Below are 26574 nucleotides of genomic sequence, written 5' to 3'. Positions count from 1 at the left end.
CCTGTCGATGGCCGATCTCGATAATGTGGTGGACAGCTTCGTCCGTAGCTTTCGGATCGTATCGACCTGACCGGTTTTGGTACGATGGGTTGGCAAGATGCTTTCTTGTCCGAACAGCCGCTGCTCATCGAATCGCGTTGCCAATAGCGTCCAACCGATGGAGTTTTGACAAGATCGCCGGCGAGGAGGGAGACTGGTGTGCGATGTAGGCGGGAAGCGGCCGGCGCGTCCGCGATTGCAATTTCTCTAGAATCTTTCAAATCGACGGCTGGCCGTTACGTCCAGCAGTGTCGGCGCCCACGCGGTCGTGCCTGAAGCTGCCGGTCCCTCCTACGGCGCCATCTCGGTGATTCACAGGAAAGGGGTTCCTGACGGCCTGCGGCCACGCGGTGGATTGCCGCGCACCAGTACATAGCCTTTTCTATGTCGATGCTCGATGCCTAAGGCGTCTGGATTCGCGAACAGGGCGGCGCCTGCGCTCCTGATCGTTATCCTTTCGCAGGTGGCACCGATCAAGTCGCCCCTGCAAAGCACCCGCCGTGGGCGTCGAGCATTTTGGTCAGACCGGCACCATCGCGCATCTCTATCGGCATTATGGCATCGATGGGCAAGACATCATGGCAGCGGTGCAATCGGTTTCAGTCGGCCGGCCACTGAGGCACCTTGGCTCCGCCGCCTGACGATCCGCCAGCATCGCCTGGTTGCCGGCTCGTTCGGTCGAGCGCCGTCAATACCGGAATTCCTTGAGGGTGGTCGCCAATCGTCCGCGCCATCTTCCCGCGTGGCGAGAGAGCGTGGGGGAGATGAAAAAATGGCTGAGGCCGGCAATCTCATGAGCGGTGACGCGCCGCGGCCGTCGGTTGGGACGGCAGCGGCCATTGCACATCACGGCGAACTCATCCAGGGCGTCTTCAAGGATGATGGCGGGCGCCTTCATCGCGGGCTCGTGACACTGCCTATTGCCGGCTTGAGATCGGAGGCGAGCTTTGTCAGGAGCGATGGCGATGCGGTCGTTGTTCACCCCGATCACAAGGTCAAGGCAGCGGCAGCCGCGCGGCTTACGCTCGATTTCTTGAACGTCGCCGGCGGTGGCGAGCTGACGCTTCAAAGCTCAATTTCCGTGGGGCACGGCTATGGCTCATCGACGGCTGACGTCGTTGCTTCCATTCGCGCTGTCGCCGCGGCCGTCAACGTTCAGATGCGGCCCTCGAGCGTCGGGCGTCTGGCCGTCGCCGCCGAGCGTGCCAGCGATGCGATCGCGTTCGATGAACACGCGGTGCTCTTCGCGCAACGGGAAGGCACGGTGATCGAGAATTTCGGTGGCTCCCTGCCGCCGCTGCTTCTGATCGGCTTCAAGACAAATGGCGGCGTCCCGGTCGATACATTGCAGCTTCCTCCCGCACGCTACGACAGTGCCGAGATCCAGGAATTCGGCGTGCTCCGGGCTCTGGTGGCGCGGGCGATTCGCCTTCAGGATCCCTACCTTCTTGGACGCGCCGCCTCGGCCAGTGCCCTGATCAGTCAACGACATTTGCCGAAACAAGGCTTCGGCGATATCGCCGATATAGCCAGGCGAGCCGGGGCATGCGGAGTGCAAGTCGCTCATAGCGGCTCGTTGTTCGGCCTGATCTTCGATCTTTTCACATCGAATCTGAAGCGACGGGCGGCGCTCGTCGCGCAGCAGATAAGACGTGCCGGCTTCAAGGATGTCGAAGTCCATCTGGTCAATGCGGAGGGCTGGACATGGTGACCCTCGACGTGGACTATTTCAGGGACCTTGAGACACCGCGCCTTGCCGTGCTGGCGCCAAATCTCGTGGCCGCGGCTTTTCCGCTGATGAAACTGATGCCGGCCCGTTTCATTCTGGATCGGGCAGCGTCGAGTGGCGAACTGAAGGCAGGTTCTCATATTGTCGAGACCACGTCCGGCACGTTCGGAATGGCGGTGGCGCTGCTCGCGGCGGCGCGAGGTTATCGCCTTACGCTTGTCACTGCTTCAACGCTTATCGATGCCAAATACAAAGCCCGCCTAGAGCGCATCGGCGCCACGGTCATCGCACTTGACGATCCGCGCGGCGACGGCAATCAGCCCGGCCGGCTGGAGCGCCTCCAGGAAATCCTGGACAAGGAGCCGGATGGTTTCTGGACCCGACAATACGACAGTCCGGGCAATTGGCTCGCCTATGCGCGGTTGGCTGAACTCTTCATCCGCGCAATGGGCAGAGTTGACTGCCTGGTCGGCTGCGTCGGTACGGGCGGCTCGCTATGCGGCACCGCTTCCTTTTTGCGAACTGTCTTTCCGCATCTGACGGTGTTTGCCGTCGATACCCATCGCAGCATTCTGTTCGGGCAGCCGGTCGGCAAACGTATGCTGCGGGGCCTGGGCAACAGCGTTTTACCGAAAAATGTCAGGCATGAGCTTGTCGACGAGATCCATTGGGTTGGCGCCTACCCGGCGTATATGACCGCGCACCGTTTGCTGCGCGGGCACGGCCTCTTCATGGGGCCGACAAGCGGCGCCGCCGCCTTGGTGGCGCAATGGGTCGCAACGACCCTTCCGGATGCGCAAGTGGCGGTCATCATGCCTGACGAAGGCCATCGCCATGCCGAGACTGTCTACAATGACGACTGGCTTGCGGCTCTGCCTGGCTGGCCCTGCAAGGAACTGTCCGAGCCAAGGACACTGACGACAATCGCGCCGGCCGCGGAGACGCAATGGACGCGTTTTCTTTGGTTTCGTCGCAGTCTCGACGATGTGCTGAAAACGGGCGGAGCAGGCGAAGTGCCACCGGCTGTTGGCGCGGCGGAAAATCTATGAAGCGAGATCCAGCCCTTTTTCGTCGAGCCAGCGCCAGGCGTCGTCCGTCGTCTGGAAGATCCGATCGTGCTCGTTCGATCCAGCGGACCGATCGAGATCCTTGAGACCGCTGGCTGTCACGATGGCCACGACCCGGTCTGTGGTTGCGATGATACCTTGGTCTTTCAATTTCGATATGGCGATCAGCGGCGTGACCGACGCCAGTTCGGCAAAGATCCCTTCGTCCCGCGCAAGGCGTTCCTGCATCGCAATCAGGCCGTGATTGCTGACGGGGACGGCGTGCCCGCCGGACTCCCGAAGAGCCTTCAGCGCCTGAAAGGTGCTGCGCGGCGTGCCGATCGATACGGCAAGGCTGTCGAAGAGCATCTTGCGTTCGCTCAACGCATCGGCGCCGCTGGCCAGAGCGTCCGCCAGCGACCCATGTACCTCCGCCGCGACGAGACGAGGCAGGCGCGTGATCGCCCCTTGCGCGAACAGCTCGCAAAAGCCAGCCCACACGCCGGACAACGCATCGCCATAGCAGACCGGCAGGACGCACCAGTCTGGCGCCGTCCCGTTTGATTGCTCGACGATCTCGTAGGCGATGGTCTTGTAGCCCTCGATGCCGAGTGGATGGCTGCCGACGACCGGACCGTGATAGGGCGAGGCGATGAACCAGTCGTAGCGGGCAGCCGCCTGTTCAAGCAGCGACCATCGGTCCATCTTGCTGACCAAGGGCAGCACCGTCGCGCCATATTTGCGGATCTGGGCCAGCATCGCGCCTGCCGATCCCGCGAAAGTGGTGACGACGCATTTCAACCCGGCTTGGGCTGCGTAGGCCGCCAGCGAAGCGCCGGCGTTTCCCGATGAGGCGGTCGCGACGATTTTAGCACCACGCGCGCGCGCCACGCTGACCGCAATGGTCGAGAAGCGATCCTTATGCGACCAGGTCGGGTTTCGGCCTTCGTCCTTGATTGCGAGGTTAGACACGCCGACAAACGCGCCGATGCGCGGCGCGGCAAGCAAGGGCGTCAGACCCTCGCCGAGGCTCACCGCCGCCGCTTCTGCGCAAGGCAGCATATGCGCAAAACGCCACAGCGAGCGCGAGCTGGTGGCGCCGGCTAAAGGGTGAGGCTGTGGAACTGCATAGATCGGCCGAAGATTTGCTGGCGCGGCGTCTTGGCACCGCGCGCATCCTTTGGAGTCGATCGTGACGTTGGCGGGGTAGGAAGCGCCGCATCTGATGCAGGCGAATTCCAGAACCCGGCTTTTGTCCATCTCCAGACGGCTGATCTCGCCTGGGGAATGCGCGGACATGTCGTGCGCGAGGTCGCGAGACGGCCGGCTCGTCATGGCAATTCCTTGTCCAGGAAACGATGAATTCGCTGGTTGTTTCAAACAGCCAACAGCGCGGCTGTCAATGCGGAATGTGCACTATAGTGTGTCGCACCATAGTGCGCGCCGTAGCATCCGTTGTTTGATGAAACTTCGCGGCGTTTTTGGCCTGAACGTGCAGCGGCTTCGCAGAGAAAGAAAACTCTCTCAGGAGCAGTTGTCTTTCGCTTCGGGCCGCACGCGGGCCTATATCAGCAGCGTCGAGGCCGGACGGCGCAACGCCACGCTGGATACAGTCGAAATTTTGGCCAAGGCGTTGAATGTCGAGCCGCAAGAGTTGGTTTCGGCAAGCCAGGCAAGTAGGCGCGCTATTCGGGTGACGAAGCCGGCGGCTTCAAAGTCGAACGAATGAAGTCAAGCGTCCTCAATGCTGTATTGGTCCGATTTTCACTTATCTCGTCTTTGTGATGGGCGATTGACTCCTTTAGTGTACATTCGATGCACGTCCCATTGAAGATGGCGTCTCGACACTCATAGGTTGTTGCGTGGGGTAGGGCCTGACTGTGGTTGAGGTCTGCCGATGGAGAACGAAACCGTTATCGACCTTTTTGCGGCGATCTCGAGGATCGACACTGCGCGGTCGGCTGACGCAATCCTTCAAGAGTTTCGCGCGGCGATGGCGCGCTACGGATTGCGCAATTTTCTGATCACCGGACTGCCCGTGCCGCACGACACGGACTGGCGGCGCGAGATTCTGGGTGATGGATGGCCTCCTGAATGGCATCGTCGCTACGTCACCGAGGCGCATTTTCTGCATGATCCTTGTGTCGCCCAGTGCCGGCACTCGCCAGAGCCTTTCCGATGGGGTGAACTGCCGGCCGCAAGGCTGGTTGCACGCGCGAAGCTGGTGATGGATGAGGCGGCCGAGTTCGGGATGAAAGAAGGTATCTGCGTCCCAATTCATGTCCCATTGGCCGGGCCAGGCGTCGTCACGGCCGCGAGTGACCGGATGGAAGTTCCGCCAAGCGCAGTCCCCTTTATCGAGACGCTTTGCGTGCATACCTTTCGCAGCCTCTCGGGACTGGGAACACCCGCCGATACCGATGAGCCCACGCCCTTGACGGCGCGCGAGCGTGAACTCCTGGAGTGGAGCGCACAAGGCAAATCCACCGACGACATCGCTTGTATCCTCGGCGTCACCAGGAACACGGTCGAAAGTCATCAGCGCAACATCCGAGGAAAGCTCGACGCGATCAACGTCGCGCATGCCATCGTCAAGGCGCTGCGACGGCAGGAAATCCAGATTTAGCAATACCTGAATACCGTCATACGTACGACAAGCCCGTTTTACTACGACCCTGCGCCTGGAGGCGTCATGGTTCGTATGCATTTGGTCACTTGGGATAACAGGAAGCACTACAGGAAAGTTCTGGAGCGCTACTTTCGCATAAGGTACGACATTTACGTCAAGCAAAGGCGATGGCGCGCCGTCGGCCGGCCCATCAACATCGAGATCGACGCTTTCGACAACGAGCATGCAATCTATGTTCTGGCGCTTGACACCAACGGCAAGATCGTTGGCGGCTCCCGTCTCGTGCCGACGCTGCAGCCGCATCTCATGAGCGAGGTGTTCCCGGTTCTCGCCGGCGGCAGGCCTCCGAGAGCGGCCGAGATTTTCGAATGGACGCGCTTCTTCGTCGTTCCATCGCTTCGCACGCAAGGCGCCTCGTCACCGATCGCCGGCTTTGTTCTCTGCGGTCTGCTTGAGACCGCGCAAAGCCTGGGGATTCGACAGATCAGCGTGGTGTGCGAGACGTTCTGGCCAAAACGCCTGCGCGCCCTTGGCTGGACGCTGACCGAGCTCGGTGAAGTTCTCGAACATCCCGACGGCGACATCATCGCGCTGCTGATCGATGTCACGCCCGAGGCTGTTGAACAGACACGCCGCGCTTACGGCATCAGCGGCGTCATACTCGCGGACAAGATCTAGGCTCATAACCAGGCATTTGCGGAAAGTCCGCGAGGCGTCGATCGTCAGGTATATTGTCATCGCGCCTATTTGCGCGGTAGTCAGCCTTATGATGCGTCGAACCCGGTTGATGGACTCATGAAGCCGCTGGTCCTGATCTCCTCGAAGGATCCGGATTTTTTCCTGGTTTTCGGGCACATACTTTCCGTAGCTGGCTTCGAAATACGGCTGATCACGGGAGACCGGGAAATCGCACGCGCCATCGAGGCGGCAGCCCCGCTTGCCGTGGTCATCGACTGCCATCCAGGCGACCGTGCAGTGGTCAAGCAGTGCGCCTGGCTGAAGTCTGCCGCCGCAACCAAAGGGACTCCGGTCGCAAGCCTGGTTGCCCCGCGTTCGGGCAAGCTGCATCTCGATTTGATCAAGGCTGGCGTCGACGAGGTATTTGCCCGGCCGTTCGCCCCCGAACAGCTCCTGGCCTGGCTGCATGGCAAGGCGGGCCTTGCGAAGCTATCGCGCGAAACGGACTCGGGTGAGTTGGTTCAGGGCGACTTCCGGCTGGAGCGACAGACCCATCGGACATTCTTCAGGCAAAGAGAAATCGTCATGCCACCGATCGAGTTCAAGCTTCTGCGCAGCCTCTTGGCGCAACCTGGCAAGGTCTTCAGCCGCGAGGAACTGGTCGCCACCGCATGGCCTGAACATGCCGCCGCAACCGACGTGCGGGGGGTCGACGTCCATATAGCCAGGCTGCGCAAAAGGCTTCGGGCATCCGTGGGAAGCGATGTGATCCGAACTGTCCGCTCAGCCGGCTACGCATTCGCCCCGGAGTGGTAACCTGCTCGGCGCTTCCTTCAATCGGCGCGCGCGTGCGCGCCGATTGCCGGCACGCCGGGACCGCACGCATCGACGCTCAATGGCTCAGGATGGTATCCAGGAAAAGCCGGGCGCGGGGGTGAGCGGCGGCTGAGAAAAAGTCTTTGGAAGTGGCCTGCTCGACGATGCGGCCTTCGTCCATGAAAACGATTTCATCCGCGACTTCGCGTGCGAAACCCATTTCATGGGTCACGCAGACCATGGTCACGCCGCTTCCCGCCAGCGCGATCATGACGTCCAAGACTTCCTTGATCATTTCCGGGTCGAGCGCCGAGGTGGGTTCGTCGAACAGCATGATGCGCGGATTGAGGCAAAGCGCGCGCGCGATCGCCACCCTTTGTTGTTGACCGCCCGAGAGCTGGGCCGGGTAGGCCTGCGCCTTTTCGGGGATGCGCACCGCTGTCAGATGCTGCATGGCGATCTCTTCGGCCTCACGCGCCGGTTTCAAGAGAACCCTGCGCAGCGCCAGCGTGCAGTTGGCAAGCACGGTGAGGTGAGGGAACAGATTGAAGCTCTGAAACACCATGCCTGTCTGCCGGCGGGCCTTTGCAGCAGCGCGGGCATCCTTTCCCAGAGTTGCCGCTTCGAACTGGATCGTTCCCTTCTGGAAAGGCTCGAGACCGTTGATGCAGCGGATCAAGGTCGACTTGCCGGAGCCGGACGGTCCGCAAACGACGATGCGCGCGCCCGCTCCAACCGTCAGATCGATGTCTTTCAAAACCTGCAGGGAACCGAACCATTTGTTGAGGCCGTCGATCCGCACATGAGGGATGGATTGAACGGCCGGCACTGGATGTGGGGCTTGAGCGAGCATCAGCGACGTCCAGCTGCAAGCAGGCGCTGCTCGATGCGCTTCACGCCATAAGCAACGATCAGCGCCAGGGCGAGAAACAGAATGCCGGCCACGGTCAGCGGCTCTGCGTAGCGATAGGTTTCGGACGCGATATCGAAGGCGCGTCCGAGCATTTCGGGCACGGCCAGGATCGCGAGATAGGGCGTCGCCTTGAGGATCGAAACAACATAGTTGCCCAATGGGGCGGCGATGTTGCGCAACATCTGCGGCGCGATGACGAAAACGACCGTGTCGCGGCGTGTGAGCGACAACGCTCTGGCTGCTTCCTGCTGGCCCTTCGGGATCGCGTCGATGCCCGCTTTGAACACCTCCGCCAGATAACCGCTGTAATAGAGACTCAGCCCCAATACGCCGACCGTCATGGCGCCAAGCCGGACTCCGTAGAAGGGCAGCACAAAATACAGGAAATAGAGCCAGGCCAGAACCGGCGTCGAGCGGATGAAGTCGATCAGGAAGCGGACGGCGAGGCCAGGCGCACCGCCGCTGCGGCGGAGCATTTCGAAAGTGAAGCCGAGTGCGGAAGCCCCGATACAGCTCAAGACCGTTGCGAGCAGGGTGGTCCCGATCGCCCCGATGATCGTCGGGATGGTCGATAGTGCGAAGTCGAAGTTAAATCCCACGCGGCGTTCCTCTTTCAGGATTGACCCGCGCCTCGAGCCAGCGGCCGGCAAGCGCGATCGGATAACACACGACGAAGAAGGCCAGCAGCAGCGCCGAATAGATCGCGACCGGGTCGTATTCGGTCTGCGCGATCTCCTTGGCCCGGAAGGTCATGTCCGTCAGCGTGACCAGCGAGACGAGGGAAGTCGCCTTGACGAGCTGGATAAGGTTGTTGACGAAGGTGGGGCTCATGGCGACCAAAGCCTGCGGCAGTTCGATCAGAAACAGGATCGCCGGGCGCGAGAGGCCGAGCGCCATGCCCGCCTCGCGTTGGCCGGCCGGAAGAGATTGCAGCCCGGCGCGAACCGCCTGGCTGGCATAGCCGCCGGCGTTGAGGCCGAGCACCAATGCACTGACGGTCAGCGCCGATAGAGTGATCCCCATCACTGGCAGCACGTAATAAAAAATGAAGAGCAGGACGACGACCGCTGAGCTGCGCCAGAATTCGATCACGGCGGTAACCAGAAAGCGGGTGATGCCGGTGGTCAGAAACTGCGCGACGCCGAAGACGAGCGCGAAGGGGACCGCAAAGACCAGGCCATAGGCGGTGACCTCAGCGGTGATGCCCAGCCCTTGCAGAATGCCCAGCCAGATGTCGAGCATGCTCACGGGGTCCCACCACTCTTCGCGGAAAGGGGAGGCGACGATGTCGGTATCGTCTCGGCGTGTCTGAGAAAGGCGGCCTTGCGCTCAGAAATCGCGCCCTCCGGACCGGACCTCATGGCAATCCTCCGCGCCTTGAAAAGAACGATCGCCTGTAGGGGCAAGCCATCGATGGCTCTCTCATAAACCGCGTCGGAGTCAGATGTCAATAAACATGTACATATTATTGCTAAAGTTCATATAATAACGCTACGGCCGTCGACATCGCCGTTGGCCGGTCATTGCACGCTACGCTACGATGACGGCTGAAACCTGTTGAATCGGACCGCTCCAGGGCTCTTTTGATCGTCCCCGACCGGAGCGATGTTCGACGTGTTCCCGGTCCAAACGGGGACAGGATGGCTATGGCGCACAACGATACCGAAGGACGCGCGCGCAGCTCGCGTATGCTGCGCACCGCGCTCGGACCCGCCATCGCCCGGTTTCTCGACGACCCCGCGATCATCGAGGTCATGCTGAACCCGGATGGCCGCATCTGGGTGGATCGGCTTTCGGAAGGTTTGGCCGATACGGGGGAAATACTTGCGCCGGCCGCTGGTGAGCGGATTGTGCGCCTGGTCGCCCATCATGTCGGCGCCGAGGTCCATTCCCGTTCCCCGCGTGTCTCGGCCGAGTTGCCGCAGACCGGCGAGCGTTTCGAGGGCCTGCTGCCGCCTGTCGTCGCAGCGCCTGCCTTCGCGATCCGCAAGCCCGCCGTGGCCGTGTTCACGCTCGATGACTATGTCGCGGCGGGCATTATGTCGGCCGGTCAGGCCGCGATCTTGCGCGCCGCGGTTGCCGGGCGCGCCAACATCCTTGTCGCCGGCGGCACGTCGACCGGCAAGACCACCCTCACCAACGCGCTGCTCGAAGAGGTGGCGAAGGGAACGGACCGGGTTGTTATCATCGAGGACACCCGCGAACTGCAGTGCGCCGCGCCCAACCTTGTCGCAATGCGAACCAAGGACGGTGTCGTCACACTCGCCGACCTGGTTCGCTCTTCGCTGCGCCTGCGGCCCGATCGCATTCCCATCGGCGAGGTGCGCGGCTCGGAAGCCCTGGATCTCTTGAAGGCATGGGGAACCGGGCACCCCGGCGGTATCGGCACCCTTCATGCGGGCTCCGGCATGGGCGCCCTGCGCCGCCTCGAGCAGCTTATCCAGGAAGCCGTCATCACTGTCCCGCGTGCGTTGATCGCCGACACGATCGGCCTCGTCGCCGTCCTCGCCGGACGTGGCGCCGCGCGACGCCTGATCGAGCTCGTCCGGGTCGAGGGTCTCGGCACCGATGGCGATTATCGCATTGTTGAAGCCACGCCGATCAACCCGGGAGAAACTCCATGATCCGCCGCCTTGCACGCCGCCACGGCCACCTGGCCGCAGCTGCCGCCGTCGCCCTTGCCGTCAATCTCCTGGTCGCGTCGAGTGCCCAGGCGTCGGGCTCCTCAATGCCGTGGGAACAGCCACTCGAAAAGATCCTGCAGTCGGTCGAGGGGCCGGTCTCCAAGATCATGGCCGTTATCATCATCATCGTCACCGGCCTGACGCTGGCCTTCGGCGACAGTTCGGGCGGCTTCAGGCGGCTGATCCAGATTGTTTTTGGCCTTTCGATCGCCTTCGCGGCGTCGAGTTTCTTCCTGTCCTTCTTCTCGTTCGGTGGCGGAGCGCTGATCTGATGAAAAGCGCTTTCGAACAGCTTGATGCAGTGCCGGGATGGACGGTGCCCGTCCACCGGGCGCTGACCGAGCAAATCCTGCTCGGCGGCGCGCCGCGCGCATTCGCGATCCTGAATGGCACGCTGGCGGGCGCGGTCGGCCTTGGGCTGCGGCTGTGGCTGGCCGGCCTCCTCATCTGGGCAATTGGACATCTCGCCGCGGTATGGGCCGCAAGGCGCGATCCGCTGTTTTTCGAGGTTGGGCGCCGGCACCTGCGGCTCCCCGGACATCTGTCGGTTTGAGGGCGCCGCCATGATGAGCCTTGCCGAATACCGCCGGACCGCTGCCCGCCTTGCCGACTTCCTGCCCTGGGCAGCGCTCGTCGCGCCGGGCGTCGTGCTCAACAAGGATGGAAGTTTTCAGCGCACCGCGCGGTTTCGCGGGCCTGATCTCGATTCCGCTGTCGCGGCGGAACTGGTCGCTGTGGCATCGCGCATCAACAATGCCTTCCGTCGCCTCGGCTCGGGCTGGAGCATCTTCGTCGAAGCGCAGCGGCACGAGGCCGCTCCCTATCCCGAGAGCCAGTTCCCCAACGCGGCCTCCGGCCTCGTCGATGCCGAGCGCAAAGCCGACTTCGACGAGGCGGGGGTTCATTTCGTATCGAGCTACTTTCTCACATTGCTGTTCCTGCCGCCGCCGCAAGACGTCACCCGCGCCGAGGGGTGGCTTTATGAGGGGCGCGACCAGTCGGGCGCGGATCCGGGCGAGATCGTGCGCGCTTTTGTTGATCGCACAGAGCGCGTGCTGTCCCTGCTCGACGGGTTCATGCCGGAATGCCGCTGGCTCGATGACGGCGAGACGCTGACCTACCTGCATTCGACCGTCTCGACAAAGCGGCATCCGGTGCGCGTCCCCGAAACGCCGATCTATCTCGATGCGCTGCTGGCCGACCAGCCGCTCGCCGGCGGGCTCGAACCGCGGCTTGGCGACAAGCATCTTCGCGTGCTTTCGATTGTCGGCTTCCCGACCGCCACGACACCCGGCTTGCTCGACGACCTCAACAGGCTGGCCTTCCCCTACCGCTGGTCGACCCGCGCCATCCTTCTCGACAAGGTCGACGCTGTCCGCCTGTTGACGAGGATACGGCGGCAATGGTTTGCCAAGCGCAAGAGCATCGCCTCGATCCTGAAGGAGGTGATGACCAACGAAGCGTCAGCTCTCCTCGACACCGACGCCGCCAACAAGGCGGCGGACGCCGACGCCGCGTTGCAGGAGCTTGGCGCCGATGTGGCGGGCATGGCTTATGTCACCGCGACCGTCGCCATCTGGGATGCCGACCCGCGCGTCGCCGACGAGAAATTGCGGCTTGTAGAGAAGGTCATCCAGGGCCGCGACTTCACGGCGATTGTCGAGACCGTCAACGCCATCGACGCCTGGCTCGGCTCGTTGCCCGGGCACGCCTACGCCAATGTCCGCCAGCCTCCCATCTCAACGCTCAATCTCGCCCACATGATGCCCCTTTCTGCCGTGTGGGCGGGGCCGGAACGGGACGAGCATCTGGTCAGTCCTCCCTTGCTTTACGGCAAGACCGAAGGCTCGACCCCGTTCCGGTTGGTCCTTCATGTCGGTGATGTCGGTCATACGCTGGTCGTCGGCCCCACTGGCGCCGGCAAGTCGGTGCTGCTCGCGCTGATGGCGCTGCAGTTCTGCCGCTACCGCAACGCTCAGATCTTCGCCTTCGACTTCGGCGGCTCTATCCGCGCCGCGGCGCTCGCCATGGGTGGCGACTGGCACGATCTCGGGGGGCACCTTACCGAAGGCGTGGACGCCTCCGTCTCGCTGCAGCCACTCGCCCGGGTTCACGACACGTACGAGCGCGCCTGGGCGGCTGACTGGATCGTCTCGCTCCTGACGCGTGAGGGTATCCAGATCACCCCCGATGCAAAGGAGCATATCTGGGCGGCGTTGACGTCGCTTGCCTCGGCTCCCGTCGAGGAGCGCACCATCACCGGGCTCAGCGTCCTTCTGCAAGCCAGTGACTTGAAGCAGGCATTGCGCCCGTACTGTGTCGGAGGCGCGCACGGCCGATTGCTCGACGCCGAGTCCGAACACCTCGGCCAGGCATCCGTGCAGGCGTTCGAGATCGAGGGTCTGGTTGGCACGCAGGCCGCGCCGGCGGTCCTGTCCTATCTGTTTCATCGCATCGGCGACCGGCTCGACGGGCGGCCAACGCTGCTCATCATCGACGAAGGCTGGCTTGCCCTTGACGACGAGGGGTTTGCCGGGCAGTTGCGCGAATGGTTGAAGACGCTGCGCAAGAAGAACGCCAGCGTCGTCTTCGCCACCCAGTCGCTTGCCGATATCGACAATTCGGCGATCGCGCCGGCGATCATCGAAAGCTGTCCAACCCGGTTGCTGTTGCCCAACGAGCGCGCGATTGAGACGCAAATCACCGCCATCTATCGACGCTTCGGCCTGAACGACCGCCAGATCGAAATCCTGGCGCGAGCAACACCCAAGCGCGATTACTACTGCCAGTCCCGTCGCGGCAACCGTCTGTTCGAGCTCGGCCTGTCGGAAGTCGGGCTGGCACTTTGCGCGGCGTCCGCGAAGAGCGATCAGGCGCTGATCGGCAGCATCATCGCCGACCATGGCCGCGACGGCTTCCTGGCGGCCTGGCTGCGTGCCCGCGGCGTCGGCTGGGCTGCCGACCTTATTCCTGACCTGACCCCTGCCGAAGCTGAAAAGGATCCTCAATCATGACTGTTCGTCAAAACCGCCCGCGCGCCATTTTTCTGGCCGCGGCGATGCTCACCGCGCCGGTCGCTCTCTCGCCGATGATGACTGTGCCGGCTCATGCCTTCATCGTGTTTGATCCATCGAACTATTCGCAGAATGTTCTGACGGCCGCGCGTTCGCTGCAGCAGATCACAAACCAGATCACCTCGCTTCAGAACCAGGCCGAGATGCTGATCAACCAGGCGCGCAACCTGGCCAGCCTGCCTTTGTCCTCGCTGCAGCAACTGCAACAGTCGGTACAGCGCACGCAACAGCTTCTCGGGCAAGCACAAAACATCGCCTTCGACGTCCAGCAGGTCGACAAGGCCTTTCAGCAGCAATACGGCGGCGTCTCGCTCTCTGCATCCGACCAAGATCTCGTCACCGATGCGCGCGCGCGCTGGCAAAACACGGTGGGCGGCCTTCAGGACGCCATGCGCGTCCAGGCCGGTGTGGTTGGAAATATAGAGACCGGCCGCGCACAGATGTCGGCGCTGGTAGACGCGAGCCAGTCGGCGACAGGAGCGCTGCAGGCGACGCAAGCCGGCAATCAGCTTCTTGCGCTCCAGGGGCAGCAGCTCGCGGACCTGACCGCTGTGGTCGCCGCCAATGGCCGCGCCCAGGCTCTGAGCGAGGCCGAACGCGCTGCCGCGGTCGATCAGGGCCGTGAGCAACGCCGCCGCTTCCTGGCGCCAGGCTCCGGCTACCAGGCCAACTCGGTCCAGATGTTCAACCGCTGAGGTCGACGTCCATGGACGGCAAAACGCTCGCTCGTACGGCGGCTGTCATCCTTGTTGCGGCCGCCGTCACCGCGGCTGCGCTCGGTATGAGCCGGAAGCAGGACAAGCCGGCGGGCGAGGGTGTGCACACAACCGCAGGCTTGATGCCGGACCCGGTGCGCGACGGTCTGCGCCACTGCCAGGCGCTCGGCGAGGCTGCTCTGCGCGACGATGGATGTGCGCGACTGTGGGTCCAGCAGCGCGATCGCTTCCTCGGTCTCGGAGAGCCGTCGGAGCGTTCGACAGGCGGGCCGGCCTTCTCGCGATCGCCAGATGCTCCTCAGCGCGTGGGCCAGTAGACATGGGCAACACCGGCGTCATCGACCAATTCCTGGCCACCTTCACCCGTTACATCGACAGCGGCTTCGGGCTGCTCGGCGGCGAGGTCGCCTTCGTTGCCACAACGCTGATCGTCATTGATGTGACGCTTGCCGCGCTGTTCTGGAGCTGGGGCGCTGATGACGACATTCTTGCGCGGCTCGTCAAGAAGACGCTCTTCGTCGGTGTCTTCGCCTACCTGATCTCCAACTGGAACAGCCTCGCCCAAATCGTATTTGAGAGTTTCGCCGGTCTTGGTCTCAAGGCGAGTGGAACCGGCTTTTCGGCACAGGACCTGCTGCATCCCGGCAAGGTGGCGCAAACCGGCCTCGACGCCGGACGACCGTTGCTCGAGGCGATCTCCGGTTTGATGGGCTACGTCTCCTTCTTTGAGAATTTCATCCAGATCGCTTGCCTGCTCTTTGCCTGGGCACTTGTCCTGCTCGCCTTCTTCATCCTGGCGGTGCAGCTCTTTGTGACGCTGATCGAGTTCAAGCTGGCGACGCTGGCCGGCTTCGTGCTGATCCCTTTCGGTCTCTTCGGCAAGACTGCCTTTATGGCCGAGCGCGTGCTCGGCAGCGTCATCTCGTCCGGGATCAAGGTTCTGGTGCTTGCCGTCGTCATCGGCATAGGATCGACGCTCTTCGGCGAATTCACCCAAGGTTTCGGCGGCGAGAGCCTCACCATCGACCAGGCCATGGCGATCGTGCTGGCGGCGCTGTCGCTGCTCGGGCTCGGCATATTCGGTCCTGGCATTGCCAACGGCATCGTGTCAGGCGGCCCACAGCTTGGCGCTGGTGCGGCCGTCGCCACTGGTCTTGCCGCGGGCGGCACGGCGGCCGCTGGCTTGGGCGCAGCAGGCCTGACAGCGCGAGGTGGGACAACCGCATTCTCGGGAGCGGCATCGGCCACGCGTGCCGGTAACGCATTCGCTGGCGGCGCTTCCGCCGCCTATGCGCTTGGCGCCGCCGGCCAAACTGGCGCGGCAGGCATCGCCTCGGGCGTGGGCGGCATTGCGCGCGCTGGCGCTGCGGCAGCAATATCCCCCCTGAGGCGCGCCGCCGCAAACACCGGTCAATCGCTTAAGTCAGACTTCGCCTCCGGCGCCAGTTCGGCGGTCGAAATCACCGGCGGTTCGTCGACCATGGGCACGATCGGCGGCGCCGCGGCTCCTGCGTCCGGCGCGGGCAAGCCATCCGGAACTCATGGACAGCCCGAATGGGCCAGACGTTTGCATCGCTCTCAACGCCTCGCCCACGGCGCCCAGACCGCTGCTCACGCGGTGCGCGCCGGCGACAGCCATGGCGCGGGCGCTTCGATTTCTCTTAGTGAAGGCGAATGATCCATGAAACTTTTTAGGCGCCCCGCCACCCACTACGGCAAGACCCCTCGACCTGAAACCCCTTATCAGAAAGCAGAACAGATCTGGGACGAGCGCATCGGCTCGGCTCGCGTGCAGGCACGGAACTGGCGCGCGATGGCATTCGGGTCGCTCCTCTTGTCGGCAGGCCTCGCCACGTCCCTGGTCTGGCAACTCGGCCGCGGCACTGTCGTGCCTTGGGTGGTGCAAGTCGATGCGTTGGGCCAGGCGCAAGCGACCGCGCCCGCGATCGCCGACTATAAGCCGACCGATCCACAGATCGCGTGGCATCTCGCCCGCTTTGTCGAACAAGTGCGCTCCATCCCAGCCGATCCCATCATCCTGCGCCAGGATTGGCTGCGCGCCTACGATTGGACCACCGACAAGGGCGCTGCGGCGCTCAACGACTATGCGCGCGCCAACGACCCTTTCTCCAGGATCGGCAAGCAGCAGGTCGCGGTCGAGGTCTCGTCGGTCATCCGGGCCTCGCCGAGCTCCTTTCGTGTCGCCTGGGTCGAGCGTCGCTATGAAAACGGCCAGCTTTCGAGCACCGAGCGCTGGACTGCGATCCTGACAATCGTGACGCAGATGCCAAATGACGCCGAACGTCTCCGCGCCAATCCCCTCGGGATCTACGTCAACGCCATCGACTGGTCGCGGGAGATGAGCCAATGACCACGACATTGCGTGTTGTTGCCGGTACGATTGTCACAAGAAGCCTGTTATCGGCCGTGCTGGTCTCGGGGGCGGCACTGCTTGCGAGTTGCGCCACGCCTTTGAAGAAGCCGCCGAAGATCACCTACGATGCCTATGTCGCGCCGTTGCCGCCGGCACCAGTCGCCGCGACGGAGCAAACGCCGAAACCTCTGCGCGTGCCGCCGGGCTGGGCACCCGCGCAAGGCGGCGCTAACGGCGAAACGCCGGCCGCGCGCGTCGAGAACGCAAACGCTGCCGCGCGCGTGGAGCCGCGCCGGGAAGGCTACTACAATGCCATTCAGGTCTATCCATGGAGCGAGGGAGCCCTCTACCAGGTCTACGCCGCGCCTGGCCAGATAACGGACATCGCGCTCGAGCCGGGCGAGAGCCTGACCGGAGACGGTCCGATCGCCGCCGGCGATACCGCGCGCTGGATCATCGGCGATACCGAAAGCGGCTCCGGCATTGCCCGGCGCGTCCACGTTCTGGTGAAACCCTCGCGGGCCGACATCACGACCAACCTCGTCATCGCCACGGACCGGCGCAGCTACATGCTTGAGCTGCGGGCAGGGGCGAAGCCCTACATGCCTGCGGTTGCGTGGTCGTATCCGTCTGCGAAAGCGGGGCTTATGCAGAGCATCGCCACAACGCCGGTCATTCCGGACGCTGCAGCACGCAACTATCGCTACGGCCTTGCCGGCGACAGCCCACCCTGGAAGCCGGTAAGCGCCTATGACGACGGCCGCAGAGTTTACGTCGAGTTTCCGCGCGGCATCGTGCAGGGCGAGATGCCGCCGATTTTCGTCATCGGTCCGGACGGCGAAGCTGAAATCGCCAACAGTCGCGTCTATCAAAACGTCTTGATCGTCGACCGCCTGTTTGGTGCTGCCGAACTGCGTCTTGGCGCGGGCAAGCGGCAGCAGACGGTAAGGATCGTTCGTACCGACGGCGGAAGAACGGAAAGGTTATGGCGCAGGCTGGGCGACCGCGCCGCATGGACGGCGCCGAACTCAACCCGCGGAGGAGCGGTGCAGCCATGAACGAGAAGGACATCGCCGTCGAACCCATGCGGCTTCGCCCCGACCCGCCGCGCGTGACACGTCTGTCGCGCAAGATGCTCGCAGGCATCGGCTTCTTCGCCTCGCTCGGTGTCGGGAGCGCACTGATTTACGCTCTCCAGGACGCGAACATAATCAAGCAGGGTGCGGAGCTCTACCCTACCTCCAACCGGCCACCCGCCGACGGACTGGCACGCCTGCCGCACGACTATACCGGTCCGGTCCTCGGGCCGCCGCTGCCTGGCGATCTTGGCCGGCCGATCCTCGATGCCCAAAACAAGGGAGAGGCCGTCGTGCCACCCTCGATAGCGAGCCCCGCCGTTGACGAAGCCGAGCAACGCCGGCGGGCCGAGGAGGAGGCGGCAAGAACCTCGCGCGTCTTCTTCCAGACAGGGCAGGAGAATACGAGGACGGCCGAAACGACCAACCCTGCCGTAAACGATCTTGCCGATCAGGTCGGTCAGCCAAATGGGCAGGACCGGCAGCTTTCCTTCCTGTCGGCCGCCGCAGATCGGCGTACCGTGGCCCCGGATCAAGTGATCCCTCCCGCGTCGCCTTACGTGCTTCAGGCCGGTGCCGTGATTGCTGCCGCGCTGATTACCGGTATCCGGTCGGACCTTCCCGGTCAGATCACCGGCCAGGTGACCGAAAATGTCTATGACAGTCCCACCGGCCGCGCGCTGCTCATCCCGCAAGGCACCCGTATTGTCGGGCAGTACGACAACGCAATTGGTTCAGGTCAGCGCCGCGTGCTGCTCGTCTGGAACCGGCTGATCTTTCCCAACGGACGTTCCATCGTTCTCGAGCGTCAGCCCGGCACGGATGCTCAGGGCTATGCCGGCCTGGAGGATGGCGTCGACTATCACTGGGGCGAGTTGTTCAAGGCTGCGGCGCTGTCGACTGTCTTGAGTGTTGGCGCGCAGGCCGGTTCGTCCGGCCACGACAGCGACATCGTGCGCGCTTTGCGCGACGGTGCATCCGATAGCGTCAGCCAGGTAGGCCAGCAGGTCGTTCAACGGCAGCTCGCTATCGCGCCGACGCTTACGATCCGACCTGGATTTCCCGTCCGCGTGCTCGTTACCCGCGACCTTGTTCTTGAACCATACAGAGGTTGAGATGGCCAAGCTGAAGCTCGCGACGATCACCGACGACAAGCCGGTCAAGATTACGGTTGAGCTGCCAGCGCCGCTGCATAGCGATCTGGTCAGCTACGCGGAGATCCTAGCCAGAGAGACGGGGCAATCATCCGTAGATCCGTTGCGCTTGGTCGTCCCGATGCTTGCGCGGTTCATCGCGACGGATCGGGGCTTTGCGAAGGCCAAGAAGGGAAAGCTCTAGAAGAACCATAGAATTTCGTTCTGGGCCGGCGCACTCGGCGCGATCTCAAAACGACAGCAATTGCCTCGATAAGCGCAACGACATGTGTGCCTTGTCTCCGAGGATAAAGGCTTTTTATCGCGGCAGTTCTGTTCCAAGTGCGTATGAGATTACTGGACCCAGTCAACCAAGCTTCCGGGCGACATGAGATCCAATGCGACCGCCAACACGCGACAGCACCTCGCTCGATGCCGCAGCTATGCCCGAACTCAAAGCCCCATACCACGTCAGCGATTGTCGTCTTGACGAAGACCCGGCCACTCATAAGATCACCGGCCTATCGTTGCGGAAGACCAGAATGGGAACGTGTCGGGAACGGGTCGAGAAATACCACCGCAATCCATGGCCTGACCGTTACGCGTTAGGGAAGTGGGAGCTGCTTTAGAATGTCACAGGCCGACGAAAAACAGATAAAGGCTGCCGTTGAACGCTACGTCCTGGCCATTTCCACTTCTGACGAGCAGGGACTGAGAGCAGCATTTCATCACGCGGCCTCGATTATCGGCAACTATCAGGGGGCGACGGAATGGCTTTCCGTCGACGCATACGTCGCCGAGGTGCTCGGCGCGGCTGTTGTCCCCAACGATAAGCCAAGTTCGGCGATTGGTTCGATCGACCTCACCAATGATGCAGCCACCGTCAAGGTACAGACCGAGTTCGGGAGCTTGCGGTTCACGGACTATCTTTCCCTTCTCAAGATCACCGGAGAGTGGAAGATCGTCAGTAAGCTCTACCACCTTCATCAATAGCGGTCACCACTTGGCCCATTTGGCACGGGACGTCCGGCGGTGCCGCGGCTAACTATTGCCTTCGCGCGGGCGGAGCGTGGCGGCGACGGATGATGTCGATAAGGCTCTTGTGGACCTCGTGCCAGCTTTTCTGAAATCTCTTTGTCGCTGATCCCCTCTGCCTCGGCTTCGGTAAAAAGCCGATTGGCGAGCTCAGAGATTTCGCCGTCATCGACTGGACGACCGTCGAGCAGATCGTTGCGATCCAGCCAAGGATGCAGGAAGCGGATCGCGCGTTGTGTCATCAGGGCGTGCCGCCCTCACGGTGGTCCAAGGCTTCCGCAATGACCTCGAATACGCTGCGCACTTCCTCGCTGATCTCGCCGATAGGGATGCCGGCCTTATCAGCTGCCCTCATTGCACAATCTGCGAGATCGCTGATCAAGACAGGATCATCCGTCACGTTTTCGGGAAGTTGCTCGGCCATCCACTTGTCCAGAAAGTCGATGCCGCGCGAGCTCATTCGGGATTTCCAGCGTCATAGTGCACAATTGCGTCGAGGATCGTGCGATAGATACTATCGACCTCCTCATCTATCTCAGCGCGCTTTATCCCGATTGCTTTGGCATCTGCGAACAGCTTGTGGGTCAGCTCATCGATCGAGACGACATCAGCCCTAGCTGTCTCGGGGACATTGTTGATGATCCACCGGTCGAGGAAATTAATGCCCCGGGTAGTCATTGTCAGTCGACTTCGATGACGCGCCGCGTCGGGCGTTTAGATGCGGGTGCGCGGCGTGTTGGAGCAAGCTGCTGCATTTTTGGGGCCATGGCCTCTTGCTGCAGGCGCAGTTCGCGCAGACGCGCTGTCTTCGCATCGCGAGCTTCCCGCTCCGTCTCTATAACCAGCCTGGACTCGCGATCCGCTCTGGAGATCCTTTCCTTGTCCATTGACCGTCGTGCCATTCAAGCCTCCCGGGTTTCGGTCGACCAAAATGAAATCAGCAACGCGTTGTTCCGAAAATATAAATCCGGAAACTGCTATCATTTGTTGTTGCAACGAGATTGTCTAAAGCCCCCGGCCGTCGCGCCGGGGGATTTGCATCTAAGCATCAACGCACTTCGTTCGTTTCCGGCTACCCAGCGACTTTCGCTTTTATAGGGTCATTCTGAGCTGGCGGTTCTCCGGGCGAGTCGGTGCCGCTCCCTCGGCCTTCTTGCGTGCCCGGCGACTTGGCTTTCTCGCCGTATGTTTCGGCGATACCCCAAGCAATCAGAGCGAGCAATAATCCGCCCAGGAGAACGAATAGAACCGGGCGACCCAAGCGTCCTTGTCGCGCCTTGTTCTCATATATTTTCTGGATCATCATCAGCCACCCTCAAAAGCGGATGGCCCGCGCACCTCGGCAGAAGACGCGGGCCGACCAAGATTTATCTCTCGGTCGCGACCAGGAACCGCTGAAGAACCTGTCGCATCTGACAACCTCGCCTAGCGACGCAGGTTCCATCCGCGTTCATGCAATTGCAGTGAAAAACAGGTAAACCAGGAGCACAAACGCAATGCAAATTTGGGAAATTTCTCCCACACGATCCCCACATATTAAAAGATTCCGGCCCGCGCTTTCAAACCCGCGCCGCCTGGGGGATGATGCGGGCCGACGAACGAAATTCTCCGGTCGCAGCGGAGGGACTGCTGCGATTTGCAAACCAGTTCATAGCCATGAGGTTCCGCCGAGCGAAAAAACCACCACTTGATTTTGTCGCATAAGCTAAGCACCGAACCGTCACGACCGACCACGCATGTAGGAAGCGGCCGCCTGTGAGCACGCATCTTTCGTTTGAGAGATGCGTTCTCACACATCTCGGAGGCAATCGACGGAAAATGATGTCGGGATCGAGGCAAATCTGGCCGATTAGAAGGATATCTTGGTCAACACGACAATGCAGTTCGTACGTAAATGGATAAGACCATGCCGCTGATGCGCCGCCGAAGCGCCCTGCCCATACTGCGGCTGAGGCGCTCGCAAATGAGTGTATTGCCGATGCCGAGCGTCGTGGCATTCTGCTGGATAATATAAAAGATGCAGTGGGTGATGTTAGGGCGTACCTGACCGAGACAGTGCTGGCTGCAGAGCTTCTGCCTGACTCACAGGCCAACCGACCATCCCAGCCACATGACTAACGATTTGGGCCGAAGGGAAGGCCCAGCAGCGACGTTGACGGGCAAGACTTTAGATCCGCAAAATAATGAAACGCTGGCTGAATTGCTTCGGCGACAGCTGACGAACAAAATCATGCGACGGCATTTAGGCGCGCTGCCATTGTTCCGCACCGAACGTTGGATCCCAGACGACATGAGGGCATTGCTTAAAAAGCTGGACCGCAAGCCGCCGAAATGAATCGCCTACCTTTCCGACGCCCACCGACGTGCCGTTGACGGCTGTTATTGCTTGGCAGGGGCCGGCTTCGCAGGACGCGTCGAGCCACGTATCCTTTCCACGGGCTCTCGCTCGTCGATTTCCGCAATATCATCCCGCGCCGCGTCGCTTGCCCGGATCAACTCGTCTAGCTTCGCCTGCAGGGCTTGCGTTTCGCGGTGTTCTGCCCGCTGGATAAACAGCGTCATCGCCCAGGTGACCAGCGTGGCAATGCCGTGCCAATCAAGCGTTTCGGGTTCGAACACCACCCAGCTCCCGGTGAAGCCTCCAAGTATTAGGAATGCAGCCGGCCTCGAGGCCGCGCTGCTTCTGTCAGCAATTGTCGAAGGTTTGTCATGCGGCGGACGTGGAAGCCCGTGGCGGGTTCCATCAATAGCGCCCGCCGGAACCTTTAGAGTGGGTTCGAATTGATGCCGAAGCACAGGAGGACCGGCATGCGCATTCAGGGTATCTACGCGGCACTCGCGGCCACTGATATTGCTGTGGCCGAAGAGTTCTACACGAAGCTCTTCGATCGTGGCCCGGACGACCGACCCATGGAAAACCTGATCCAATGGAGAAACGTGGCAGGGGCCAACATCCAGATTTTCAAAGACGGCGAAAACGCAGGGTCAAGCCTTTGCACGATCGTCGTGCCAGATATGGCCGACGCTCGCGCATCGCTGCAGGCCGTTGGGCTTCGGCTGAGTGGTGAGAGGGAAGGCAGCTTCGGCAAAATTGCCAAACTGAACGACCCTGACGGAAACCAGATCACCCTTGCCGAACCGCCGAGGTGACAACTTGCCAGGGGCAGGTCTGGGAATATGTTGGGAAAGGAGAATTCGATGCGCGTGATGGTTCTGGTAAAGGCGACGACCGATAGCGAGAACGAATCCGTACCGAAGGATAAGATGGATCAAATGCTCAAGGAGATGGGCGGGTTCAACAACGAACTCGTCAGGGCTGGCATCATGAAACCGAGCGACTGCAATGGCCTTAGACCTTCTTCCGAAGGAAAGCGCGTTGGCTTCGATGGGACTGATCGAACGGTAGTCGACGGGCCTTTCAATGATACGAGTTCGCTGGTCGCCGGATACTGGCTTTGGAATGTGAAAGACATGGCTGACGCTGTTGCTTGGGTGAAGCGATGTCCGAACCCGATGCCTGGATACAGCGAGATCGAAATCCGGCCAATCGACACCGTCACTTGACCGAAACAAGTCGCGCCGTCTTGGCGACGGCGATCCCGAACTGCTACTTTTTCGAGGATCTCTCTGACGCCGAACACCCTGACCGCTGGGACGTCGCTACATTGACATTGACGGATCGACCGGCAGCATGTTCGCGTCGAGGTGCGCCATGATCAGCATCGACCCGAATACAATCAAACCAACAACGAAAACCCCAAACGCCAGGGCGAGGATGTTGTTGGTGTCTTCCGGCCCGCTTGAGATGTGCAGGAAGAAGACCAGATGGACCCCCATTTGTCCGACAGCCAAGGCGGCGAGAAGTATGGGCACGGCTGGTGCGTAAACAAGGTCCGTCTGGGCGGCCCAGAAAGATGCAAGCGTCAGCACCACCGCCAGGCCAAAGCCCAGCAAATAGGTTCTGACGCTCTGTCGCCCGTCGCGGTGCTCGCCGGGTGCGCGGTCATTGCTCGGTGCGTTGTCGTCCTGTCGCATCAACGGGCTCCTAGATAAACGATGGTGAAAACACCGATCCAGACGATGTCGAGCGCATGCCAAAACAGGCTGAAGCAAAGCAGCCTGCGCATGACCATGGGATGGAAGCCGAGTGTGGCGACCTGCGCCATCATCACCAGCAACCAGCACAGGCCGAGACTGACATGCAGGCCATGCGCGCCGACCAAAGTAAAGAAAGCTGATAAGAATGCACTTCGGGTCGGTCCGGCACCAGCAGTGATCAGGCCGGCGAATTCCGAAACTTCCAACCCAACGAAAACACATCCAAGCGCAAACGTTGCCGCTGCCCAGCCATAGACCAGAGAGGTGCTGCGGCGCTGTACGGCGAGCGACATGACACCGCACGTCAAGCTCGAGGTGAGCAGGCACGCCGTCTCGAGGAACGTTCGGCCGCGCTCGAAAAGTTGCAAACCGGTCGGCCCGCCGGCTGTCTGGTGGGAAAGAACGGCGTAGGCTGCGAACAGCGCTGCGAACACCACGACATCGCTCAACAGAAACAGCCAGAAGCCGAAACGTACGACCGTGTCGGCTGAAGCTGGACCGCGTTGCGACAAGGGTTGCGCGGACGGGTCCAGATTTGATGCTGCGACCACGACATCGCCTTGCGTCATGGCTGGTATCCAGAGCTGTGCCGGTATGTCTCGATCGCCTCGGTCGATATGTCTTCGTCTGTCGAAACTTGCCAAGCGCGAGCCAGACACGCGGCAAGGATACCGACCAGGCCTACAATCGCCAGCCACCATATGTGCCAGACCAGTGCGAAGCCGGCGACGACGGCGAAGAATGCCAGGATCACGCCGACTGGACTGTTTCTCGGTATGGCTATGGGACCAGTTTTGGCATTACCCTTATGTTCGGAACCAGCCTGCTGTTTGGTCGTCCAATATGCATCCAGCCCATCGACAGTGGGCGCTGTTGTGAAGTTCCATGGCGGCGGCGGAGAGGGCGTCGACCATTCCAGCGTCCGGCCGTTCCAGGGATCGCCGCTGGCGTCGCGACGCTGCTCGCGACCGCGGATGCTCACCGCAAGCTGGACAATGGTGAGGAGAACACCAGCGGCAATCACCACCGCGCCAACAAGTGCCACGATCATCAGCGGTTGCCAGCCGGCTTCGCCATAGTGCTGCATACGCCGCGTAGCGCCCATCAAGCCGAGAACGTAGAGCGGCATGAAGGCGAGATAGAAGCCGATGAACCAGCACCAGAAGATCGCCTTGCCCAAGCCTTCATGCAACGAAAACCCAAACGCCTTCGGAAACCAGAATGTGTAGCCGGCGAAAGTGCCGAACAGCACGCCGCCGATGATCACGTTATGAAAATGGGCAACGAGGAACAGGCTGTTGTGGGTGACGAAGTCGACCGGCGGGATGGCCAGCAGGACGCCGGTCATGCCCCCGATGACGAAAGTGACCATGAAGCCCAGAGCCCAGTAGAGCGGCACTTCAAAACGGATAGTGCCGCCATACAGCGTGAACAGCCAGTTGAAGATCTTCACGCCCGTCGGAACCGCGATGATCATGGTCATGATGCCGAAGAAGGCGTTGACGTCGGCGCCGGCGCCCATGGTGAAGAAGTGATGCAGCCAGACCATGAACGACAGCATGCAGATGGCCATCGTCGCGATGACCATCGAGCGATAGCCGAAGAGAGGTTTTTCCGAGAAGGTCGCGATAACCTCGGAGAACACTCCGAAGGCTGGAAGGATCAGAATGTAGACCTCCGGATGACCCCAGGCCCAGATCAGGTTGATGTACATCATGGCGTTGCCGCCGAGTTCGTTGGTGAAGAAATGAAAGGCGAGATAGCGGTCCAGCAAAAGCATGGCGAAGGTCGCGGTGAGGATCGGAAAGGCTGCGATGATCAGCAGGTTCGACGCCAGCGCCGTCCAGCAGAAGATCGGCATACGCATGTAACCCATGCCCTTGGCACGCAGCTTGAGGATGGTGGTGGTGAGGTTGATGCCGGACAGCAGCGTGCCGATGCCCGATATCTGCAGCGCCCAGAGGTAATAGTCGACGCCGACGCCTGGCGAATAGGCGAGCTCCGACAGCGGTGGATAGGCAAGCCAGCCGGTCTTGGCGAATTCGCCCACCACCAATGACAGATTGACAAGCAGCACGCCGGCCGCAGTCAGCCAGAAGCTGACCGAATTGAGCACAGGGAAGGCGACATCGCGAACACCCAGTTGCAAGGGCACCGCGAAATTCATCAACCCGACCATGGAGGTCATCGCCACGAAGAAGATCATGATCGTGCCGTGCGCCGAGAAGATTTGGTCGTAGTGGTCGGCGGTGAGATAGCCTTGGGCGCCCGCTGCGGCCAATGCCAACTGCGTGCGCATCATTATGGCGTCGATGAAGCCGCGCAGCAGCATAACCAGCGCCAGAACGACATACATCACACCGATGCGTTTATGGTCAACGCTGGTGATCCATTCCCGCCACAGATAGACCCACCAGCCGCGCCATGTGACAAGGCCGGCGATCGTGAACATCGCAACGATCACCAGCAGCGAAGCGGCAAGCGGGATCGGCTGGTCGAAGGGAATGGCACTCCAACTCAGTTTGCCGAACACG

At 61.7% G+C, this 26574-nt stretch carries 32 protein-coding genes; 21 read left to right on the top strand and 11 right to left on the bottom strand.

The features are described 5' to 3' along the window. Positions 1-811: 811 nt before the first annotated feature. Positions 812-1750: a kinase gene (locus FJ977_RS23020; protein ID WP_140774759.1), complete on the top strand. Its 939-nt coding sequence runs from the start codon at positions 812-814 to the stop codon at positions 1748-1750. Then, positions 1744-2817, top strand: a complete 1074-nt coding sequence (locus FJ977_RS23015; RefSeq protein ID WP_140774465.1) for a PLP-dependent cysteine synthase family protein — start codon at positions 1744-1746, stop codon at positions 2815-2817. The genes FJ977_RS23020 and FJ977_RS23015 overlap by 7 nt, the downstream gene beginning before the upstream one ends. Here the strand turns inward: FJ977_RS23015 and FJ977_RS23010 are convergent. After that, positions 2812-4074: a threonine synthase gene (locus FJ977_RS23010; protein ID WP_140774758.1), complete on the bottom strand. Its 1263-nt coding sequence runs from the start codon at positions 4072-4074 to the stop codon at positions 2812-2814. The genes FJ977_RS23015 and FJ977_RS23010 overlap by 6 nt on opposite strands. A gap of 202 nt (positions 4075-4276) precedes the next feature. Between FJ977_RS23010 and FJ977_RS23005 the strand changes: the two genes are divergently transcribed. From FJ977_RS23005 to FJ977_RS22990, 4 genes are all read left to right on the top strand, one after another. Then, positions 4277-4543 carry a helix-turn-helix transcriptional regulator gene (locus tag FJ977_RS23005; protein ID WP_140774464.1) on the top strand — a complete coding sequence of 89 codons (267 nt, stop codon included), beginning with the start codon at positions 4277-4279 and terminating at the stop codon, positions 4541-4543. 168 nt (positions 4544-4711) lie between these two features. Then, on the top strand, positions 4712-5440 hold the full coding sequence (locus FJ977_RS23000) for a LuxR family transcriptional regulator (protein WP_140774463.1): 729 nt from the start codon (positions 4712-4714) through the stop codon (positions 5438-5440). 66 nt (positions 5441-5506) lie between these two features. Further along, on the top strand, positions 5507-6121 hold the full coding sequence (locus tag FJ977_RS22995) for an acyl-homoserine-lactone synthase (protein WP_140774462.1): 615 nt from the start codon (positions 5507-5509) through the stop codon (positions 6119-6121). Positions 6122-6238: 117 nt separating this feature from the next. Then, positions 6239-6937 carry a response regulator transcription factor gene (locus tag FJ977_RS22990; protein ID WP_140774461.1) on the top strand — a complete coding sequence of 233 codons (699 nt, stop codon included), beginning with the start codon at positions 6239-6241 and terminating at the stop codon, positions 6935-6937. Between the two features lie 76 nt (positions 6938-7013). On the opposite strand, the gene FJ977_RS22985 is transcribed toward FJ977_RS22990, so the two are convergent. The 3 genes from FJ977_RS22985 to FJ977_RS22975 are packed head-to-tail and all read right to left on the bottom strand — an operon-like array spanning position 7014 to position 9098. After that, entirely contained in the window at positions 7014-7790 is a 777-nt protein-coding gene (locus FJ977_RS22985) for an amino acid ABC transporter ATP-binding protein (RefSeq protein WP_140774460.1), read from the bottom strand. Beyond that, positions 7790-8449 (bottom strand): ectoine/hydroxyectoine ABC transporter permease subunit EhuD, encoded by a 660-nt coding sequence (ehuD, locus tag FJ977_RS22980; protein ID WP_140774459.1) that lies wholly within the window; start codon positions 8447-8449, stop codon positions 7790-7792. The genes FJ977_RS22985 and ehuD overlap by 1 nt, the downstream gene beginning before the upstream one ends. Beyond that, on the bottom strand, positions 8439-9098 hold the full coding sequence (locus FJ977_RS22975) for an amino acid ABC transporter permease (RefSeq protein WP_140774458.1): 660 nt from the start codon (positions 9096-9098) through the stop codon (positions 8439-8441). Before FJ977_RS22975 ends, ehuD begins: the two co-directional genes overlap by 11 nt. A 392-nt stretch (positions 9099-9490) precedes the next feature. Between FJ977_RS22975 and trbB the strand changes: the two genes are divergently transcribed. From trbB to FJ977_RS22915, 12 genes are all read left to right on the top strand, one after another. Continuing rightward, positions 9491-10474, top strand: a complete 984-nt coding sequence (gene trbB / locus FJ977_RS22970) for a P-type conjugative transfer ATPase TrbB (RefSeq protein WP_140774757.1) — start codon at positions 9491-9493, stop codon at positions 10472-10474. Continuing rightward, the gene (locus FJ977_RS22965) at positions 10471-10806 is read left to right on the top strand and encodes a TrbC/VirB2 family protein (protein WP_140774457.1); all 336 of its coding nucleotides are present in this window, start codon (positions 10471-10473) and stop codon (positions 10804-10806) included. The genes trbB and FJ977_RS22965 overlap by 4 nt, the downstream gene beginning before the upstream one ends. Continuing rightward, positions 10806-11087, top strand: a complete 282-nt coding sequence (locus FJ977_RS22960; RefSeq protein ID WP_140774456.1) for a VirB3 family type IV secretion system protein — start codon at positions 10806-10808, stop codon at positions 11085-11087. The genes FJ977_RS22965 and FJ977_RS22960 overlap by 1 nt, the downstream gene beginning before the upstream one ends. Positions 11088-11097: 10 nt before the next feature. Continuing rightward, positions 11098-13548, top strand: a complete 2451-nt coding sequence (gene trbE / locus FJ977_RS22955; RefSeq protein ID WP_140774455.1) for a conjugal transfer protein TrbE — start codon at positions 11098-11100, stop codon at positions 13546-13548. Further along, entirely contained in the window at positions 13545-14303 is a 759-nt protein-coding gene (trbJ, locus tag FJ977_RS22950) for a P-type conjugative transfer protein TrbJ (RefSeq protein ID WP_140774454.1), read from the top strand. Before trbE ends, trbJ begins: the two co-directional genes overlap by 4 nt. An 11-nt stretch (positions 14304-14314) precedes the next feature. Continuing rightward, on the top strand, positions 14315-14641 hold the full coding sequence (gene trbK-alt, locus FJ977_RS22945) for a putative entry exclusion protein TrbK-alt (protein WP_140774453.1): 327 nt from the start codon (positions 14315-14317) through the stop codon (positions 14639-14641). 2 nt (positions 14642-14643) lie between these two features. Continuing rightward, positions 14644-16002 carry a P-type conjugative transfer protein TrbL gene (trbL, locus tag FJ977_RS22940; protein WP_140774452.1) on the top strand — a complete coding sequence of 453 codons (1359 nt, stop codon included), beginning with the start codon at positions 14644-14646 and terminating at the stop codon, positions 16000-16002. 3 nt (positions 16003-16005) lie between these two features. Continuing rightward, on the top strand, positions 16006-16695 hold the full coding sequence (gene trbF / locus FJ977_RS22935) for a conjugal transfer protein TrbF (RefSeq protein ID WP_140774451.1): 690 nt from the start codon (positions 16006-16008) through the stop codon (positions 16693-16695). Then, positions 16692-17756, top strand: a complete 1065-nt coding sequence (trbG, locus tag FJ977_RS22930; RefSeq protein WP_140774450.1) for a P-type conjugative transfer protein TrbG — start codon at positions 16692-16694, stop codon at positions 17754-17756. Before trbF ends, trbG begins: the two co-directional genes overlap by 4 nt. After that, the gene (locus FJ977_RS22925; RefSeq protein WP_140774449.1) at positions 17753-18889 is read left to right on the top strand and encodes a TrbI/VirB10 family protein; all 1137 of its coding nucleotides are present in this window, start codon (positions 17753-17755) and stop codon (positions 18887-18889) included. The genes trbG and FJ977_RS22925 overlap by 4 nt, the downstream gene beginning before the upstream one ends. A 1-nt stretch (position 18890) precedes the next feature. Further along, on the top strand, positions 18891-19112 hold the full coding sequence (locus tag FJ977_RS22920; RefSeq protein WP_140774448.1) for a DUF2274 domain-containing protein: 222 nt from the start codon (positions 18891-18893) through the stop codon (positions 19110-19112). Positions 19113-19537: 425 nt separating this feature from the next. Continuing rightward, on the top strand, positions 19538-19900 hold the full coding sequence (locus tag FJ977_RS22915) for a nuclear transport factor 2 family protein (RefSeq protein ID WP_140774447.1): 363 nt from the start codon (positions 19538-19540) through the stop codon (positions 19898-19900). Here FJ977_RS22915 and FJ977_RS22910 read toward each other — a convergent pair. Genes FJ977_RS22910 through FJ977_RS22900 form a run of 3 tightly spaced genes read right to left on the bottom strand, consistent with a single transcriptional unit; the run spans position 19894 to position 20620 of the window. Continuing rightward, on the bottom strand, positions 19894-20184 hold the full coding sequence (locus FJ977_RS22910; protein WP_140774446.1) for a DUF768 domain-containing protein: 291 nt from the start codon (positions 20182-20184) through the stop codon (positions 19894-19896). The two genes, FJ977_RS22915 and FJ977_RS22910, sit on opposite strands and share 7 nt — an antisense overlap. Beyond that, positions 20184-20402 carry a DUF768 domain-containing protein gene (locus FJ977_RS22905; protein WP_140774445.1) on the bottom strand — a complete coding sequence of 73 codons (219 nt, stop codon included), beginning with the start codon at positions 20400-20402 and terminating at the stop codon, positions 20184-20186. The genes FJ977_RS22910 and FJ977_RS22905 overlap by 1 nt, the downstream gene beginning before the upstream one ends. Then, positions 20399-20620 (bottom strand): DUF768 domain-containing protein, encoded by a 222-nt coding sequence (locus FJ977_RS22900; protein WP_140774444.1) that lies wholly within the window; start codon positions 20618-20620, stop codon positions 20399-20401. Before FJ977_RS22900 ends, FJ977_RS22905 begins: the two co-directional genes overlap by 4 nt. Before the next feature lie 1474 nt (positions 20621-22094). On the opposite strand from FJ977_RS22900, the gene FJ977_RS22890 reads away from it, so the two are divergent. Continuing rightward, positions 22095-22277, top strand: coding sequence for a hypothetical protein (locus FJ977_RS22890; RefSeq protein ID WP_140774442.1), 183 nt, complete (start codon positions 22095-22097; stop codon positions 22275-22277). A 44-nt stretch (positions 22278-22321) separates the two neighbouring features. Here FJ977_RS22890 and FJ977_RS22885 read toward each other — a convergent pair whose 3' ends face one another. After that, entirely contained in the window at positions 22322-22561 is a 240-nt protein-coding gene (locus tag FJ977_RS22885; RefSeq protein WP_348643222.1) for a low affinity iron permease family protein, read from the bottom strand. 189 nt (positions 22562-22750) lie between these two features. Here FJ977_RS22885 and FJ977_RS22880 point away from each other — a divergent pair, with 189 nt between their 5' ends. Both FJ977_RS22880 and FJ977_RS22875 read left to right on the top strand, forming a co-directional pair. Beyond that, positions 22751-23092: a VOC family protein gene (locus FJ977_RS22880; RefSeq protein WP_140774441.1), complete on the top strand. Its 342-nt coding sequence runs from the start codon at positions 22751-22753 to the stop codon at positions 23090-23092. A gap of 48 nt (positions 23093-23140) precedes the next feature. Further along, positions 23141-23506, top strand: a complete 366-nt coding sequence (locus FJ977_RS22875) for a YciI family protein (protein ID WP_140774440.1) — start codon at positions 23141-23143, stop codon at positions 23504-23506. Between the two features lie 96 nt (positions 23507-23602). Here FJ977_RS22875 and cyoD read toward each other — a convergent pair whose 3' ends face one another. From cyoD to cyoB, 3 genes are read right to left on the bottom strand one after another with little or no spacing between them, the layout of a single operon-like run. Next, positions 23603-23977: a cytochrome o ubiquinol oxidase subunit IV gene (gene cyoD / locus FJ977_RS22870; RefSeq protein WP_140774439.1), complete on the bottom strand. Its 375-nt coding sequence runs from the start codon at positions 23975-23977 to the stop codon at positions 23603-23605. After that, positions 23977-24609 carry a cytochrome o ubiquinol oxidase subunit III gene (gene cyoC / locus FJ977_RS22865; RefSeq protein WP_140774438.1) on the bottom strand — a complete coding sequence of 211 codons (633 nt, stop codon included), beginning with the start codon at positions 24607-24609 and terminating at the stop codon, positions 23977-23979. The genes cyoD and cyoC overlap by 1 nt, the downstream gene beginning before the upstream one ends. Then, complete coding sequence (gene cyoB / locus FJ977_RS22860) at positions 24606-26573, bottom strand: cytochrome o ubiquinol oxidase subunit I (protein ID WP_140774437.1); 1968 nt, start codon at positions 26571-26573, stop codon at positions 24606-24608. Before cyoB ends, cyoC begins: the two co-directional genes overlap by 4 nt. Between the last annotated feature and the right edge of the window lies 1 nt (position 26574).

The sequence above is a fragment of the Mesorhizobium sp. B2-1-3A genome (genome assembly GCF_006442655.1).
GTDB lineage: Bacteria > Pseudomonadota > Alphaproteobacteria > Rhizobiales > Rhizobiaceae > Mesorhizobium.
This window is presented reverse-complemented; position numbering and strand designations above follow the sequence as displayed.

Excerpts from the sequence above, each read along its gene's own strand:
- FJ977_RS22995 (WP_140774462.1), top strand. The coding sequence starts at position 5,507 with ATGGTTCGTATGCATTTGGTCACTTGGGATAACAGGAAGCACTACAGG.
- FJ977_RS22905 (WP_140774445.1), bottom strand. The coding sequence starts at position 20,402 with ATGAGCTCGCGCGGCATCGACTTTCTGGACAAGTGGATGGCCGAGCAA.
- FJ977_RS22880 (WP_140774441.1), top strand. The coding sequence starts at position 22,751 with ATGCGCATTCAGGGTATCTACGCGGCACTCGCGGCCACTGATATTGCT.
- FJ977_RS22915 (WP_140774447.1), top strand. The coding sequence starts at position 19,538 with ATGTCACAGGCCGACGAAAAACAGATAAAGGCTGCCGTTGAACGCTAC.
- FJ977_RS22925 (WP_140774449.1), top strand. The coding sequence starts at position 17,753 with ATGAACGAGAAGGACATCGCCGTCGAACCCATGCGGCTTCGCCCCGAC.
- cyoD (WP_140774439.1), bottom strand. The coding sequence starts at position 23,977 with ATGCGACAGGACGACAACGCACCGAGCAATGACCGCGCACCCGGCGAG.
- FJ977_RS22875 (WP_140774440.1), top strand. The coding sequence starts at position 23,141 with ATGCGCGTGATGGTTCTGGTAAAGGCGACGACCGATAGCGAGAACGAA.
- FJ977_RS22920 (WP_140774448.1), top strand. The coding sequence starts at position 18,891 with ATGGCCAAGCTGAAGCTCGCGACGATCACCGACGACAAGCCGGTCAAG.
- FJ977_RS23020 (WP_140774759.1), top strand. The coding sequence starts at position 812 with ATGGCTGAGGCCGGCAATCTCATGAGCGGTGACGCGCCGCGGCCGTCG.
- trbF (WP_140774451.1), top strand. The coding sequence starts at position 16,006 with ATGAAACTTTTTAGGCGCCCCGCCACCCACTACGGCAAGACCCCTCGA.
- FJ977_RS23000 (WP_140774463.1), top strand. The coding sequence starts at position 4,712 with ATGGAGAACGAAACCGTTATCGACCTTTTTGCGGCGATCTCGAGGATC.
- trbB (WP_140774757.1), top strand. The coding sequence starts at position 9,491 with ATGGCTATGGCGCACAACGATACCGAAGGACGCGCGCGCAGCTCGCGT.
- FJ977_RS23010 (WP_140774758.1), bottom strand. The coding sequence starts at position 4,074 with ATGGACAAAAGCCGGGTTCTGGAATTCGCCTGCATCAGATGCGGCGCT.
- cyoC (WP_140774438.1), bottom strand. The coding sequence starts at position 24,609 with ATGACGCAAGGCGATGTCGTGGTCGCAGCATCAAATCTGGACCCGTCC.
- FJ977_RS23005 (WP_140774464.1), top strand. The coding sequence starts at position 4,277 with ATGAAACTTCGCGGCGTTTTTGGCCTGAACGTGCAGCGGCTTCGCAGA.
- FJ977_RS22985 (WP_140774460.1), bottom strand. The coding sequence starts at position 7,790 with ATGCTCGCTCAAGCCCCACATCCAGTGCCGGCCGTTCAATCCATCCCT.
- FJ977_RS22910 (WP_140774446.1), bottom strand. The coding sequence starts at position 20,184 with ATGACACAACGCGCGATCCGCTTCCTGCATCCTTGGCTGGATCGCAAC.
- trbE (WP_140774455.1), top strand. The coding sequence starts at position 11,098 with ATGATGAGCCTTGCCGAATACCGCCGGACCGCTGCCCGCCTTGCCGAC.
- FJ977_RS22965 (WP_140774457.1), top strand. The coding sequence starts at position 10,471 with ATGATCCGCCGCCTTGCACGCCGCCACGGCCACCTGGCCGCAGCTGCC.
- trbJ (WP_140774454.1), top strand. The coding sequence starts at position 13,545 with ATGACTGTTCGTCAAAACCGCCCGCGCGCCATTTTTCTGGCCGCGGCG.
- trbK-alt (WP_140774453.1), top strand. The coding sequence starts at position 14,315 with ATGGACGGCAAAACGCTCGCTCGTACGGCGGCTGTCATCCTTGTTGCG.
- FJ977_RS22900 (WP_140774444.1), bottom strand. The coding sequence starts at position 20,620 with ATGACTACCCGGGGCATTAATTTCCTCGACCGGTGGATCATCAACAAT.
- FJ977_RS22990 (WP_140774461.1), top strand. The coding sequence starts at position 6,239 with ATGAAGCCGCTGGTCCTGATCTCCTCGAAGGATCCGGATTTTTTCCTG.
- FJ977_RS23015 (WP_140774465.1), top strand. The coding sequence starts at position 1,744 with ATGGTGACCCTCGACGTGGACTATTTCAGGGACCTTGAGACACCGCGC.
- FJ977_RS22960 (WP_140774456.1), top strand. The coding sequence starts at position 10,806 with ATGAAAAGCGCTTTCGAACAGCTTGATGCAGTGCCGGGATGGACGGTG.
- trbG (WP_140774450.1), top strand. The coding sequence starts at position 16,692 with ATGACCACGACATTGCGTGTTGTTGCCGGTACGATTGTCACAAGAAGC.
- trbL (WP_140774452.1), top strand. The coding sequence starts at position 14,644 with ATGGGCAACACCGGCGTCATCGACCAATTCCTGGCCACCTTCACCCGT.